At 77.1% G+C, this 14,079-nt stretch carries 15 protein-coding genes; 8 read left to right on the top strand and 7 right to left on the bottom strand.

What is annotated here, in order from left to right; all coding sequences use genetic code 11:
• Positions 1-72: 72 nt before the first annotated feature.
• The 6 genes from WJX68_RS08645 to acs form a co-directional block, all read right to left on the bottom strand.
• On the bottom strand, positions 73-282 hold the full coding sequence (locus WJX68_RS08645) for a hypothetical protein (RefSeq protein ID WP_340287787.1): 210 nt from the start codon (positions 280-282) through the stop codon (positions 73-75).
• A 232-nt stretch (positions 283-514) separates the two neighbouring features.
• On the bottom strand, positions 515-1,783 hold the full coding sequence (gene purD, locus WJX68_RS08640) for a phosphoribosylamine--glycine ligase (protein ID WP_340287785.1): 1,269 nt from the start codon (positions 1,781-1,783) through the stop codon (positions 515-517).
• A gap of 50 nt (positions 1,784-1,833) precedes the next feature.
• Positions 1,834-2,775 (bottom strand): alpha/beta fold hydrolase, encoded by a 942-nt coding sequence (locus WJX68_RS08635; RefSeq protein ID WP_340287783.1) that lies wholly within the window; start codon positions 2,773-2,775, stop codon positions 1,834-1,836.
• 3 nt (positions 2,776-2,778) lie between these two features.
• Positions 2,779-3,294: a phage holin family protein gene (locus WJX68_RS08630; RefSeq protein WP_340287782.1), complete on the bottom strand. Its 516-nt coding sequence runs from the start codon at positions 3,292-3,294 to the stop codon at positions 2,779-2,781.
• Between the two features lie 143 nt (positions 3,295-3,437).
• Positions 3,438-3,890, bottom strand: coding sequence for an alternative ribosome rescue aminoacyl-tRNA hydrolase ArfB (arfB, locus tag WJX68_RS08625; RefSeq protein ID WP_340287780.1), 453 nt, complete (start codon positions 3,888-3,890; stop codon positions 3,438-3,440).
• Between the two features lie 174 nt (positions 3,891-4,064).
• Positions 4,065-6,041 (bottom strand): acetate--CoA ligase, encoded by a 1,977-nt coding sequence (acs, locus tag WJX68_RS08620; RefSeq protein WP_340287778.1) that lies wholly within the window; start codon positions 6,039-6,041, stop codon positions 4,065-4,067.
• Between the two features lie 347 nt (positions 6,042-6,388).
• On the opposite strand from acs, the gene WJX68_RS08615 reads away from it, so the two are divergent.
• Positions 6,389-7,141: an oxidoreductase gene (locus WJX68_RS08615; RefSeq protein ID WP_340287776.1), complete on the top strand. Its 753-nt coding sequence runs from the start codon at positions 6,389-6,391 to the stop codon at positions 7,139-7,141.
• 490 nt (positions 7,142-7,631) lie between these two features.
• Here WJX68_RS08615 and WJX68_RS08610 read toward each other — a convergent pair whose 3' ends face one another.
• Positions 7,632-8,516, bottom strand: coding sequence for an HAD family hydrolase (locus WJX68_RS08610; protein ID WP_340287774.1), 885 nt, complete (start codon positions 8,514-8,516; stop codon positions 7,632-7,634).
• A gap of 618 nt (positions 8,517-9,134) precedes the next feature.
• On the opposite strand from WJX68_RS08610, the gene ssd reads away from it, so the two are divergent.
• Genes ssd through WJX68_RS08575 form a run of 7 tightly spaced genes read left to right on the top strand, consistent with a single transcriptional unit; the run spans position 9,135 to position 14,073 of the window.
• The gene (gene ssd / locus WJX68_RS08605; protein WP_340287772.1) at positions 9,135-10,250 is read left to right on the top strand and encodes a septum site-determining protein Ssd; all 1,116 of its coding nucleotides are present in this window, start codon (positions 9,135-9,137) and stop codon (positions 10,248-10,250) included.
• Entirely contained in the window at positions 10,247-11,404 is a 1,158-nt protein-coding gene (locus WJX68_RS08600; protein ID WP_340287770.1) for a TadA family conjugal transfer-associated ATPase, read from the top strand. The genes ssd and WJX68_RS08600 overlap by 4 nt, the downstream gene beginning before the upstream one ends.
• Positions 11,398-12,219, top strand: coding sequence for a type II secretion system F family protein (locus tag WJX68_RS08595; RefSeq protein WP_340287769.1), 822 nt, complete (start codon positions 11,398-11,400; stop codon positions 12,217-12,219). Before WJX68_RS08600 ends, WJX68_RS08595 begins: the two co-directional genes overlap by 7 nt.
• Positions 12,216-12,929, top strand: coding sequence for a type II secretion system F family protein (locus WJX68_RS08590; protein ID WP_340287767.1), 714 nt, complete (start codon positions 12,216-12,218; stop codon positions 12,927-12,929). The genes WJX68_RS08595 and WJX68_RS08590 overlap by 4 nt, the downstream gene beginning before the upstream one ends.
• A gap of 58 nt (positions 12,930-12,987) precedes the next feature.
• Complete coding sequence (locus WJX68_RS08585; RefSeq protein WP_340287765.1) at positions 12,988-13,185, top strand: DUF4244 domain-containing protein; 198 nt, start codon at positions 12,988-12,990, stop codon at positions 13,183-13,185.
• Positions 13,163-13,621 (top strand): TadE family type IV pilus minor pilin, encoded by a 459-nt coding sequence (locus WJX68_RS08580; RefSeq protein ID WP_340287763.1) that lies wholly within the window; start codon positions 13,163-13,165, stop codon positions 13,619-13,621. The genes WJX68_RS08585 and WJX68_RS08580 overlap by 23 nt, the downstream gene beginning before the upstream one ends.
• Entirely contained in the window at positions 13,618-14,073 is a 456-nt protein-coding gene (locus WJX68_RS08575; RefSeq protein ID WP_340287761.1) for an Rv3654c family TadE-like protein, read from the top strand. The genes WJX68_RS08580 and WJX68_RS08575 overlap by 4 nt, the downstream gene beginning before the upstream one ends.
• Positions 14,074-14,079: the final 6 nt, after the last annotated feature.

The raw sequence follows: 14,079 nt of genomic DNA, 5'->3' as shown, positions 1-14,079 counted from the left end.
GGTCCCGCCGCCGCCGGGGGCGGGGCCGGACCCGGTCTCACGAACCGGTGCGGGCCGAGGGCCCGCGCGGGCTCACTCGGCCTCGAAGCCCAGGGCGTCGACGACCGCACCGATCTGCGCGTCGGTGTCGGCGACGGTGTCGTCGACGTACTCGGCGACGGGGGTCAGCTCGGCGGCCTGCGCGGTGCCGGTGATCGCCAGGGTGGCGAGCGGCGCGGCGACGACGGCGCCCACGAGGGCGAGGGCGCGACGACGGCGGGCCGGCTGGGGAGCGGTGGCCATGGTGGATCCTCCTGTGTCTCAGGGGCACCGGCTGTGCCCCTGTGCCACAGGACGATTCCCGCCCGTCGCCGCCGAGATCAAACCCTGGTGTCCGGTTTTACCGGCTCTTCACCAGCGCCGTACATCGGCCACGGACACGTCCGGGTGAGCGCGATGACCGGCCAGGTCGGCGCGGCATTGCGCCGGTTAGACGAAGATCACTGGGCTATTCGGCCGTAATGCCGGCGCAACATCAGGCCTGCGGGAGGGGGACGCTGATCTCCCCGCGCTCCGCCTTGAGCCCGATGTCGGTGCGGTGGTGCGAGCCGGCGAGACGGACCGGGGCCAGCCGGGCGTAGGCGTCGGCCCGGGCCGCGGCGAGGTCGGCGCCGGTCCCGACGACCGACAGCACCCGCCCGCCGGTGGAGACGACCGCGCCGTCGTCGCGGCGGCGGGTCCCGGCGTGCAGGACGCCCTCGCCCTCCGCGCCGGTGATGACGTCACCGAGCCGCGGGGTGGCCGGGTAGCCCTCCGCGGCGACGACGACGGTCACCGCCGAGCCGGGCGCCCACTCGATCGCGGGCTGCTCGGCGAGCGTGCCGGTGGCGGTGGCGTGCAGCAGCTGCGACAGCGGGGTGCGCAGCAGCGCGAGCACCGCCTGGGTCTCCGGGTCCCCGAAGCGGCAGTTGAACTCGATGACCGCGGGGCCCTGCGAGGTCAGCGCGAGCCCGGCGTAGAGCAGCCCGGTGAACGGGGTGCCGCGGCGCACCATCTCCTCGGCGACCGGACGCACGATCCGCTCGACCAGGTCCGCGGCGAGGTCCTCGCCGGCCCACGGCAGCGGGCAGTACGCGCCCATGCCGCCGGTGTTGGGGCCGCTGTCGTCGTCGCCGACGCGCTTGAAGTCCTGCGCGGGCAGCAGCGGGACGACGGTGGTGCCGTCGACCAGGCAGAACAGCGAGGCCTCGGGGCCGTCGAGGAAGGACTCGAGCAGCGCGGGGTGCCCGGCGTCGAGCAGCCCGAGCGCGTGCGCGCGGGCCACCTCGATGTCGCCGGACACGACGACGCCCTTGCCGGCGGCGAGCCCGTCGTCCTTCACGACGTAGGGCGGGGTGAACACCGACAGCGCGGTGTCGAGGTGCGCGGGGTTGTCCACGATCACCGAGGACGCCGTCGGCACCCCGGCCGAGCTCATGACCGACTTCGCGAAGGCCTTCGAGCCCTCGATCCGCGCCGCCTCGGCACCGGGTCCGAAGCACGGGATGCCGGCCGCGCGCACCGCGTCGGCGGCGCCGTTGACCAGCGGCACCTCCGGCCCGACGACCACGAGGTCGGCCTGCCAGGTCCGCGCCACGCCGACGACGGCGTCGTTGTCGGTGACGTCGAGCCCGAGCTGCTCGGACACCGCGGCCGTCCCCGCGTTCCCCGGGGCGACCGCCAGCGCGGTCACCTCCGGGTCCTGCGCCAGAGCCACGGCGATGGCGTGCTCGCGCGCACCGCTTCCCACGATCAGGATCCGCACGGTCGTCGAGCGTATCCGTGCACGTCGGGTGCCCGGGAACCGGTCGGCGTTCAGCCGTCGCAGCGTCGCAGGTGGGCCGCGATCAGGGTGGTGACGTGGGCCGGGTGCTCCTGGTGCGGGAAGTGCCCGGTGCCCGGCAGCGCGTGGTGCACCAGACCGGCCCCGGCGAAGCGGGCGTCGCCGCGCATCGTCGCGTCGAGCACGCACGGGTCGTCGGCGCCGTGCACCTGCAGCACGGGCACGCCCACCGGCCGGGAGACGTCGCGGGCGAAGCGGCGGCCGTCGGGGCGGGCCTGCGAGCGCACCGACCAGCGGTAGTACTCCAGGCAGCAGTGGGCCACGGCCGGGATCCGCAGGGCCTCGGCGTTGCGGGCGGCGGTGTCGGCGAAGTCGGCGGTGGCCGCCCACTCCGCGCCGGCCCAGGCCCGCATGATCCGCCCGACCCGGGCACCGCCGTCGGCGCGCAGCGACCGCTCCGGCAGCCGGGGCAGCTGGAACCCGGCCATGTAGCGGCTCGCGCGGCCCTGCCCCAGCGGGTCGCGCAGCAGCGCGTCGCGCATGACGGTCGGGTGCGGGGCGGACAGCCCGGTCAGCGAGGCGACCAGGCGCGGGTGCAGGGCGGCGACCGTCCACGCGACGGCGGCGCCCCAGTCGTGGCCCACGACGTGCGCCCGCCGCTCCCCCAGCGCCCGGATCAGCCCGGCGCAGTCACCGGCCAGGGTCCACAGGTCGTAGCCGCGCGGGGGCTTGTCGGTGTCGCCGTAGCCGCGCAGGTCGGGGGCGACGACGCGGTGGCCGGCCTCGCCCAGCGCCACGAGCTGGTGGCGCCAGGTCCACCAGAACTCGGGGAACCCGTGCAGCAGCACGACGAGGTGCCCGTCGGGCGGGCCGTACTCGGCGACGTGGATGCGGATGCCGTTGGCCCACACCGCGCGGTGCGTCCACGGCCCCGGGACCCGGACGACCGACGGGTCGGGCGCGGGCCCGGCCACGGCTCAGCCCGCGGAGGCGTGCCGTGCGGACGGGCCGTCGCCGATCTCCCGGACGTTGTCACCGCGGTGGCCGCGCTGGGCGAGCACCTGGGCGGAGTCCTTCAGCGAGTCGATGGTGCGCTCGGGCTTGCGGATCTTGCGGACGCGCAGGTAGCCGAGGAAGCCGAACAGGCCGGCCATCAGCAGCATGACGAGGAAGGTGATGCCGAAGCCCGCGGCGCGGTTGAGCCAGATCGACAGGAACTCGGCCAGGGTGAAGAACAGGTAGAACAGGCTGAACAGCCCGATCACCGCGGCGACCACGAAGAAGACGCTGCCCTGGACACCCTTCTTCACCTCGGCCGTGACCTCGGCCTTGGCGAGCTCCACCTCCGACCGCACGAGCGTCGACAGGTGGGTGGTGACGTCCTTCGCGAGGGCGCCGAGCGACGCGTCGCGGGGGCCCGGCTCGTTCGTGAGCGGGATCGAGGGCAGGACCGGCGGAACCTCCGCGTTGCCCGTCTGGCTGTTGCTGGCCACCGTCTTCCCTCCTGCCGGCGCACGCGGTCCCCGGGGGCCCGAACGTCCCCCGGACGGCCGTCGTCGGATGAGCCGTCATCGTGCCACGGGGACCGGCGGGGCGCTGGGGAGCGCCACGCCGTACCCGTCCGGACGACCGGGGCTCACTCGTCCGGGCGCCCGCGCATCCGCTTGATCCGGCCGCGGTGGGTCTTGGCGTCGAGCCGGCGGCGCTGCGAACCCTTCGTCGGCCGGGTCGGACGGCGGGTGCGCGGCCCGGCCGCGGTCGCCTCGGCGAGCAGCGCGGCGAGCCGTCCGCGGGCGGCCTCGCGGTTGCGCAGCTGGCTGCGGTGCTCGGACGCGACGACGGTCAGCACCCCGCCGACCAGCCGGTTCCCCAGCCGGGACAGGGCGCGGTCGCGCAGCCCGTCCGGGACGCTCGGCGAGGCGGCGAGGTCGAACGACAGCTCGACCCGCGAGTCGGTGGTGTTGACCCCCTGACCGCCCGGGCCGGAGGCACGGGAGAACCGCCAGCGCAGCTCGCGGGCGGGGACGACGAAACCCCGCCGCACCTCGATCCCGCCGTCCACACCGGCCGCCCCGGCTGCTCCGTCCATGCCGCCCAGTGTCGCCCAGCGGCGCCCCACGCCGCCCGGCACGGCCCCACCCCGCCCCGCACGGCCTCGCGCCGCCCCGCACCGCCCCGCGCCACCCCCGCGGCCCCGCTCCCAGGGGCACCCTCGTAGCGCTCTACGCCCCGAGAGTGCCCCTGGGAGCACGAGGAGGAGGGCTCACTCCTCCTTGGAGTCGCTCATCCCGGAGGAGATCATGTCCATCACCGAGGAGTCGGCGAGCGTCGAGACGTCACCGACCTCGCGGTTCTCGGCGACGTCGCGCAGCAGGCGTCGCATGATCTTGCCGGAACGGGTCTTCGGCAGCTCCTCCACGACCATGATCTGGCGCGGCTTGGCGATCGGGCCGATCTCCTTGGAGACGTGGTCGCGCAGCGCCTTGAGCGCCTCGTCGCCCTTGGCCTCGTCGGTCGCGGCCGACCCGCGCAGGATCACGAACGCCACGATGCCCTGGCCGGTGGTCTCGTCCGACGCGCCGACGACGGCCGCCTCGGCGACGGTCGGGTGGCTGACCAGCGCCGACTCCACCTCGGTGGTGGAGATGCGGTGCCCGGACACGTTCATGACGTCGTCCACGCGGCCGAGCAGCCACAGGGCGCCGTCGTCGTCGTACTTGGCGCCGTCGCCGGCGAAGTAGTAGCCCTGCTCGGCGAAGCGCGACCAGTAGGTGTCCTTGTAGCGCTCGGTGTCGCCCCAGATCCCGCGCAGCATCGACGGCCACGGCTTGTCGAGCACGAGGTAGCCGCCCTCGCCGTTGCCGACCGGCTGGCCGTTCTCGTCGACGACGGTGGCGTTGATGCCGGGCAGCGGCCGCATCGCCGAACCGGGCTTGGTCGCGGTGACGCCCGGCAGCGGCGCGATCATCTGCGACCCGGTCTCGGTCTGCCACCAGGTGTCGACGATCGGGCAGCGCTCCTTGCCGATCTTCTCCCGGAACCACATCCAGGCCTCGGGGTTGATCGGCTCGCCGACCGTGCCGAGCACCCGCAGCGAGGACAGGTCGTACTTCGCGGGGATGTCCTCGCCCCACTTCATGAACGTGCGGATCAGCGTCGGCGCGGTGTAGTAGATCGAGACCTTGTACTTGTCGACGATCTCCCAGTGCCGGCCCTCGTGCGGGGTGTTCGGCGTGCCCTCGTAGATCACCTGCGTCGCGCCGTTGGCCAGCGGGCCGTAGACGATGTAGGTGTGCCCGGTGACCCAGCCGATGTCGGCGGTGCACCAGTAGACGCTCTCGCCCGGCTTGTGGTCGAAGACCACGTGGTGGGTGTACGCGGACTGGGTGAGGTAGCCGCCCGAGGTGTGCAGGATGCCCTTGGGCTTCCCGGTGGTGCCCGAGGTGTAGAGGATGAACAGCGGGTGCTCGGAGTCGAAGGACTCCGGGGTGTGCTCGTCGGAGGCGGAGTCGACGACGTCGTGCCACCAGACGTCGCGGCCGTCGGTCCACGGCACGTCGGTCTCGGTCCGCTTGACGACGAGGACCTTCTCGATCGAGGTGCCCTCGACCGCCTCGTCGGTGTTCTCCTTCATCGGCGCGGGCTTGCCGCGGCGGTACTGGCCGTCGGAGGTGATGAGGACCTTCGCCTCGGCGTCCTCGATGCGGGCCTTCAGCGCACCCGGGGAGAACCCGCCGAACACGACGCTGTGCATCGCGCCGAGGCGCGCGCAGGCCAGCATCGAGAAGACGGCCTCGGGGATCATCGGCAGCTGGATCGCGACGCGGTCGCCCTTGCCGACGCCCAGCTCGGTGAGCGCGTTCGCGGTCTTGGAGACCTCGCGCTGCAGGTCGGCGTAGGTGATGGTGCGGGAGTCGCCGGGCTCGCCCTCCCAGTGGATGGCGACGCGGTCGCCGTTGCCCTCCTCGACGTGGCGGTCGGCGCAGTTGTACGCGACGTTGAGCTCACCGCCGACGAACCACTTCGCGAACGGGGGTTCCCAGTCGAGGACGGTGTCCCACTTCTTCGTCCAGTGCAGGCGGTCGGCCTGCTCCGCCCAGAAACCCTCGCGGTCGGCGTCGGCGCGGTCGTACCACTCGGCGGTGGCGTTCGCCTGGGCGGCGAACTCCTCCGGCGGCGCGAACGACCTGGTCTCACTCGACAGTGCGCTGAGCGCTGAGCTCTTCTCGGACTCGGCCATGTCCTCGTGTCCTCCTCGACGCGGCGGGTCACTTCGGGCCGACGGGCGGCCTCGGGCGCACTCGGTGTGCGCGCACGTGTGCGGATTGACGCTAGTGAAACCTCCCGGCCCGTGCACCGTCTGACGGGAGAGGTAGTCGCTGCCGGACGGCCGTCGCACCTGACCGTCCGTGCAGGTCGGCGGGCCCCCGCCCTGCTCGGACGGTGTGGCGCAGCGGCCCCGGAACCGTCCGGTGGCGCACGGGCGGCGGACCGGCGGTCGGTGGATCCCCGCGACCGGTCGGCGAGCGGTCCACCCCACCGGGGGTGCTACCCGGCGGTAGCCCACGGGTTGGGACGATGGACGGCATGGCCCGTCCCGCAGCCGCCGACCCGCTCGCCCCGCTCGCCGACCTGCCCGGCGTCGCCGAGGCGGTGTCCCGCGCGCGGGACGCGGCCACCGAGGTGCACAACCAGCCGGTGAACCGGCGCGGGTGGCCGGCCACCGCGGCCGAGGCGGCGCTGCGGGCGGCCCGGGCGTCGGCCGCCGTCGACGGGGCGCCGCTGCGGCCGGTCACGTCCGACCACGTCTCCGACCCGGTGCTCGCGGGCGCCGTCCGGATCGCGGACGAGCGCGCGAAGCTGCTCGACACCTGGGGGCGGGCCCCGCTGCAGGGACTCGCCCGGCTGCACGTGCTGGCCGCGAGCGACCTGGTCCCCGCCGCCGAGCACGAGCACCTGCTCGGCCGGCCGCGCCCGGCGGTGTCGGGGCGGCTGTCGGCGCTGGCCGACCTGATCGGCGGCGGGACCTCGGTGCCCGCCCCGGTTCTGGTGGCGGTGGTGCACGGGGAGCTGCTGACGCTGGCCCCGTTCGGCACGGCCGACGGCGTCGTGGCCCGGGCCGCGGCCCGGCTCACCGCGATGTCGACCGGGCTCGACCCGCGCGGGCTGTCGGTGCCCGAGGTCGGGTTCCTGCGCCGGACCGTCGAGTACCGGGAGGCCGCCGCCGCGTTCGCGACCGGGACGCCGGCGGGGCTCGCCCGCTGGATCACCCACACCTGCGACGAGTGGGTCGCCGGCGGGCGCGAGGGCCTGTCGATCGCCGCCGCCCAGTCCGGCTGAGCCCGGACGGCCCCGGACACGGGAGAGCCGGGTGGAGTCCCGAGGGACACCACCCGGCCCGACACGGAATCCGGCGTCCTGGCGTGCACTTCGCGTCGTGTGCGCGGCCTCGGCGCCCGGCGTCCCGGTACGCAGGCCCACGACGACATGCCTCCCGCGGCGTGCTCGGCGTGGACGTGATCCGGTTCCCGTGTACGGAGCCCGGTCAGGGGGAGCGGTCCTTCTCCTCCGGAGCACCCCTGGCCCGGCCGGGGCCCGTGACACCTTGGTACTCGGCGGCTGTGACGCGGGCAACCCTCGCGAACCGGTGCACCGGTTCAGCAGCGGAGGGTCACCGGCGACGGCGGCCGGGTGGGTGCGCCACACCGCCCGGACGGCGGTCGCGGCGCCCGCCGCACGCCGGTCCGGCCGGCCGCGGCCCCGACCGACCCGGCCGGACCGCCGGCGGCAGGGTCGCGGCGCCGGTCCACCCGGGCCGCGGTCCCGGCCCTCACGAGGGCGCGCGCCGGGAGACGCGGGCGGCCGCGGCCCCGGCGAGGAGCGCGGTGAGCACCCCGCCGGCCGCGACGGCCAGCGGGAGGGCGGGGTCGCGCCGTGTCCCGGCCGGGGCGGTGTCGTGCCACCGGTCGGCGAGGCGGTCCCGCAGCCGGAACAGCCGGTCGCGCCGCGACGCCGCCCGGACGAACGCGAGGACGGGCCACCCCCGCTCCCGCGCGACGGCCCGCAGCTCGCGGTCCGGGTTGACCACCGAGGGCATGCCGACCGCCGACAGCAGCGGCAGGTCGGTGATCGAGTCGCTGTAGGCGGCGCACCGGGTCAGGTCGACGCCCAGCTCGTCGGCGATCTCCCGGGCCGCCACGGCCTTGCCCTCGCCGTAGCAGTAGAACTCGATGTCGCCCGCGTAGCGGCCGTCCTCGATGCGCATCCTCGTCGCCCGGAACCGGTCGATGCCCACCAGTCGCGCGATCGGCTCGACCACCTCCTGCCCCGACGCCGACAGCAGCACCAGCTCCGCGCCGGTCGCCCGGTGGTGCTCCAGCAGCCGCGCCGCCTCGGGGTAGACGAGCGGACCGATGATCTCCTGCAGCGTCCCGGCGACGATCTCGCGGACGCGCGCGACCTCCCACCCCTGGCAGATCAGCACCATCCGGCGACGGAGCGTGTCCATCGTGGACGCGTCGGCCCCGGCCAGGACGAGCAGCAGCTGGGCCCACGCCCCGCGGGCGACCGTCGCGCGGTCGATGAGCCCGGCCCGGGCGAACGGGCGGGCGAAGGCCAGCGCGCTCGACCCGGCGATGATCGTGTTGTCGAGGTCGAGGAACACGGCCTGCGGGGCGGCGGCCGGGCCGGTGGGGACGGCGGGGAGATCGGGCACGACGCCCAGCGTGCCCGACCCGCCGACGGCGCCGCGCGACCGCCGGCCCCGCGGCACCCGCCGCCCGGCTGCCGGGGGCTCCGGAGGCCTCGCAGACCGGCTACCGGGAGTGACCGGCCGTACGCGACCGGTCGCCCGGACGCGCTCACCGGTCGGTGACCCGGCTCACGCTCGCGTGAGCCGGAAGGACGTCGTCGCAGGTACCGGTCGGCGCAGGCCGTCATCGAGGTATGGGCGTGACCGGCCGGTTCCGGTTACAGTTGTTCGAGCTCGGACCTGGTCCGAGCGGGTTCAGCTCGACCCCCCGGGGCTGAACCGCCCGACGGCCCCCGCCAATCCCCCCTGGCGGGGGTCGTCCCATGTCCCGGCCCGGCCGGACACGGTCGTGTCCGGTCCGCTCCACGGTGGGGCCCGGCGCAGCACCGGCGCGCGCGCCCGCGAGGGCCCGCCCCGGCACTCCATCCTGCCCCACGGCACCGACGTTTCCGGCCGGTTGTCCACAGGTCCGCGTCCGTCGGCGGAGTTGTCCACAGAGGTGCGGTTCCCCGGTCCACGGGCCCCGCCGGGCCGCACGCTCGACGTGGGGCCCGCACCGGCGGGCCGGTGGGGAGATGCGCGATGGACCGCCGCTGCCTGATCGTGGCCGAGGACCCCGATCTGCTCGACGCACTGCTGCGGCTGGCCGCGGCCGCCGACATGGACGCCCAGCGCGCGGTCGACGCGGCCGACGCCCGCCGCGCCTGGTCCCGGGCGCCGGTCGTGCTGCTGGACCGGGGCGGTGCCCGGCGCTGCCGGGAGTCGGGCTTCCCGCGCCGTGGTGACGTCGTCATCGCGGTGACGGGCGAGCCGGCGGCCGAGGACTGGCGCACCGCGGTCGCGCTCGGCGCGGACCGGGTCGTCCAGCTGCCCCAGGGCGAGGCCGGGCTCGCCGGGCTGCTGGCCGACGCCCGGGAACGCGCCGCCGGGGGTGGCCGCGCCGGACGGGTGCTGGCCGTCGTCGGAGGCTGCGGCGGTGCCGGGGCCTCGGTGCTGGCCACCGCGGTCGCGGTCACCGCGGCCCGGTCGGGCGCGACGGCCCTGCTGGTCGACTGCGACCCGCTGGGCGGCGGGCTGGACCTGGCGGTCGGGCTGGAGCAGGAGCCCGGTCTGCGCTGGCCCGAGCTGTCGGTCGGCGACGGACGCGTGCGGGCCGAGTCGCTGCACGCCGCGCTGCCGCGCGCCGGGTCCGGGCGCACCGCGCTGTCGGTCCTGTCCTGCGCACGGTCGCCGCACGGTCCGGAACCGGGGGCGGTCACGGCCGTCCTCGAGGCCGGGCGACGGGCCGGGGGCACCGTCGTGTGCGACCTGCCCCGCTACCCCACCGACGCCGCGCTGGCCGCGCTCGACACGGCCGACCTGACCGTGCTCGTGGTCCCCGCCGGGCTGCGTCCCGCCGCCGCGGCCGCCCGCGTCGCCGACGTCCTGGCCGAGCACGCCCGGGCCGTCGAGCTCGTGGTCCGCGGCCCGTCGCCGGGCGGCATCACCCCCGACGAGGTCGGCGTGTCCCTCGGGCTGCCGGTGCTCGCGGTGATGCGGCCGGAGCGCGACCTGGCCGCCGCCCTCGAACGGGGCCGCACCCCGGGCACGGGCCGGGGGCCGCTGGTCACGGCGGCGCGGGTGGTGCACGACCGCCTCGCCCACGGCGGCGTACCGCACGCCGTGGCCGGCGCCGGTGCCGCCGGGGTGCCGTCGTGAACCCGCTGGTCGACCGCGTCCGCGCCCGCCTGGCCGACGCCGGCGGGGAGACCGGGCCCGCCGCCGTCGCGGCGGCGGTGCGGGCCGAGTCCGGCGGCGTCGCCTCCGACCTCGACGTGCTCGCCGCGCTGCACACGCTGCGCCAGGAGTTCACCGGGGCCGGCCCGCTCGACGCGCTGCTGCGCGACCCGGCGACGACCGACGTCCTGGTCACCGCGCCCGACGCCGTCTGGGTCGACCGTGGCGAGGGGCTGCGGCGCACCCCGGTCACCTTCGCCGACGAGGACGCCGTGCGCCGCCTGGCCCAGCGCCTCGCCCTGGCCGCGGGCCGCCGGCTCGACGACGCCAGCCCCTACGTCGACGGGCGCCTGCCCGACGCCGGGGTGCGGCTGCACGCCGTCCTGCCCCCGGTCGCGGCGGCCGGGACCGCGATCTCGCTGCGGGTGCTGCGCCCCGCCGGGCACGATCTCGCCGCACTGCGCCGCACCGGGACCCTCGACGCGACGGGTGAGGCGCTGCTGCGTGCGATCGTCGCGGCCCGGCTGGCGGTGCTCGTGGCCGGAGGCACCGGCAGCGGGAAGACGACGCTGCTCAACGCCCTGCTGGGCGCGGTCGACCCCGGCGAGCGCCTGGTCACCGTGGAGGACGCCGAGGAGCTCTCGCCCCGCCACCCGCACGTCGTCCGGCTCGTGGCCCGGCCGCCGAACATCGAGGGCTCCGGCGGGGTGCCGCTGCGCGAGCTCGTCCGCCAGGCGCTGCGGATGCGGCCGGACCGGCTGGTGGTCGGTGAGGTCCGCGGCGCGGAGGTGTGCGACCTGCTCGCCGCGATGAACACCGGTCACGACGGCGGCGGCTGCACCGTGCACGCCAACTCCGTCCGCGAGATCCCGGCCCGGATGCGTGCGCTCGCCGGGCTCGGCGGGATGGCACCGGCCGCTCTCGACGGCCAGCTGACGGCCGCGGTGCAGGTCGTGCTCCACATGCGGCGCCGTCCCGGCGCGGGCCGGGTGCTCGAGGAGATCGGTGTGCTCGGCCGCGACGACGACGGCGCACCCCGGGTGAGCGCGGCTTGGCAGCGCGGGTCCGGGGCCGGGCCGGGTCGTGACGAGCTGTGCACCCTGCTGCGCGAACGCGGGGTCGGTGTCCCGTGCTGAGCACCCTGCCCGGGACCGCGCGCGGCGCGGCCGTACCGGTCCTGATCGGGCTCGCCGTCCTGGCCCTGCCCGCGACGCCGGGCCGCTCCCGCTGGCGGGCCCTCACCCGGGGGCCCGGTGCCGGCGGCCGGTCGTGGCGGGTGCTGCCGCCCCTGCCGCTGCTCGCCGCCCCGCTGGGCTGGCTCCTGCTGGGCCCCGCCGGCGGGGTGTGCGCCGCGGGCGCGGCCTGGGCGGTGCGCCGGCGGGTGGTCGCGCGACGGGCCGCCGACCGCGCCGCGACCACGGCGGCCGAGCTGGCCGACGCGCTCGCCCGCATCACCGACGAGCTGCGCACCGGCGCCCACCCGGCCGCGGCCCTGGCCGGGCACGTCCACGACGGGCCGCTCGCCCGCGAGCTGCTCGAACCGGCGGCGGTCGCCGCCCGGATCGGCGAGCCGGTGCCCGAGGCACTGCGCCGCACCGCGCGCGGGCCGGCCCGGCGCGACGTCGAACGGGTCGCCGCGGCCTGGGAGCTCGCCGACGCCCACGGCGCACCGCTGGCCGACCTGCTGACCGGGCTGCTCGACGACATCCGCTGGCGCATCACGCACGGGGCCCGGGTGCGGGCGCAGCTCGCCGGGCCCCGCGCGACCGCCTCGGTGCTGACGGCGCTGCCGCTGGCCGGTATCGGCCTGGGGCAGCTGATGGGCATCGCCCCGCTGACCGTGCTGCGCACCGGGCTGCACGGGCCGGCCCTGCTGCTGACCGGGGTCCTGCTCACCCTCGGCGGCGCGGCCTGGGCCGACCGGATCCTGCGTGCGGCGGTGCCGGCGTGATCGCGGCCGCGTGTGGTCTCGCCGCGCTCGCCGTCGCCGTCGGTGGCGCGCGACCGGGTCCGGGGCGGCTGCGTGCCCTGCGGGCCGGGACCGGTGCCGCCGCCGGGCCGGCTCCGACGCGGACCGTGGTGCTGCTCGTACTCGTCCCCGCGGGCGCCGCGCTCGGTGCCGCGGTCGCCGGGGCGGGCGGAGCGGTCACCGGGGCGCTGGCCGGCGGCGCTCTCGTGCACCTGGCCCGGCGCGCCGCCCGCGCGGCCGCGCCGCAGGTGGACACCGCCGACCTGGCGGCCGCCTGGGACCTGCTGGCCACCTGCCTGTCCGCCGGGCTCGCCGTCCCCGACGCGGTCGGGGCGGCGGCCCGGCGGCTGGAGGGCCCGGCGGGTGAGGCGCTGCGGCGGGTCTCCGGCCTGCTCGCGCTGGGCGCCGACCCGGGTGACGCCTGGGCCGCGGCCGGCCCGGTGCCCGAGCTCGCCGGTTTCGCCCGTGCCGCCGGGCGCTCGGCCCGTACCGGGTCCGCGCTCGGACGGTCCGCCGCGGCCGAGGCCGCCCGGCTGCGCGCCGGGCTGGCCGACCGTGCCGAGGAGCGGGCGCAGCGCGCCGCCGTCCGCATCACCGCCCCGCTGGGGCTCTGCTTCCTGCCCGCCTTCCTGGTCCTCGGCATCGTGCCGGTCGTGATCGGGCTGGCCGGGGAGGCGTTCGCCCGGTGGTGACCACCACCGGGCGGGCACCGGGTCCGCGTCCCGCGGGCCCCCGACGAAGGAGACGACCATGACCACCCGTTCCCTGCTGCAGCACCGGCTGCGCGCGCTGGCCACCGACGACGAGGGCATGTCCACCGTCGAGTACGCCGTCGGCACCGTGGCGGCCGCGGCCTTCGCGGCCCTGCTGTACGCGATCGTCAGCGGCGGTGACGTGCTCGCCGCCCTCACCGGGATCGTGCAACGTGCCCTGTCGACGACCCTCTGACCGGGGCGACGACGGCGCGGTCACCGTCGAGGCGGCCCTCGCGCTGGGCACCCTGGTCGCGGTCACGGTGGCGGCGGTCGGCGCCGTCGCCGCCGTGGCGGCCGCGGTCCGCTGCACCGACGCGGCCCGCGAGCTGGCCCGCCAGGCCGCCCGCGGCGACGCCGACCGGGGCCGGGTCGTGGCGGCCGAGCTGGCCCCGGCCGGGGCCGAGCCGGAGCTGCGCCTGGAGGGCGACCTCGTCGTGGTGACCGTCCGGGTCCGGCCGGCCGGTCCGCTCCCGGTCACGCTGTCCGGGTCGGCGACCGCCGCGCTCGAGCCCGGTGTCACCGCCGGCGGCGCGCCCGCGGGTGGCACGGCCGCGGGTGGCACGGCCGCGGGTGGCACGGGCACGGGCGACACGGGCGCCCCGGTCGCGGCCGCCGGGAGCGGGTCGTGACCGCCGGACGGGCCGCCACCCCGGCACCCCGGCTGCGCGACGACGCGGGTGTCGCCTCGGTGTGGGCCGCGACGGCGGCGGCCGTGCTGCTGCTCGTCGGCACCGTCGGGATCGACCTCGCCGCCGCGGGCCGGGCCCGGCACGTCGCGGCGGCCGCGGCGGACCTGGCCGCACTCGGCGCCGCCGGTCGCTCGGTCGACGGCACCGCGGTCGCCTGCGGGCGGGCCGCCGACCTCGCCGCACGCAACGGCGGTGAGCTCGTCGCCTGCCGGCTCGACGGCTGGGACGCGGTCGTCGAGACGCAGGTGTCCTGGTCGGGCCTGCTGCCGGTTCGCGGCCCGGCCCGTGCCCGGGCCCGCGCCGGTCCTGCGCCCGCCGATCCGCCGCAGACCGGCGTGGACACCGTGGACGGTCTGGTGGACGGTCGCGAACCCGTCGAGGAGCCGTCGTGACGACCC

The organism is Pseudonocardia spirodelae (assembly GCF_037727765.1).
GTDB classification, from domain to species: Bacteria; Actinomycetota; Actinomycetes; order Mycobacteriales; family Pseudonocardiaceae; genus Pseudonocardia; species Pseudonocardia spirodelae.
Note: the sequence above shows the minus strand (reverse complement) of the source record. Positions and strands in the feature narration are given on the sequence as shown.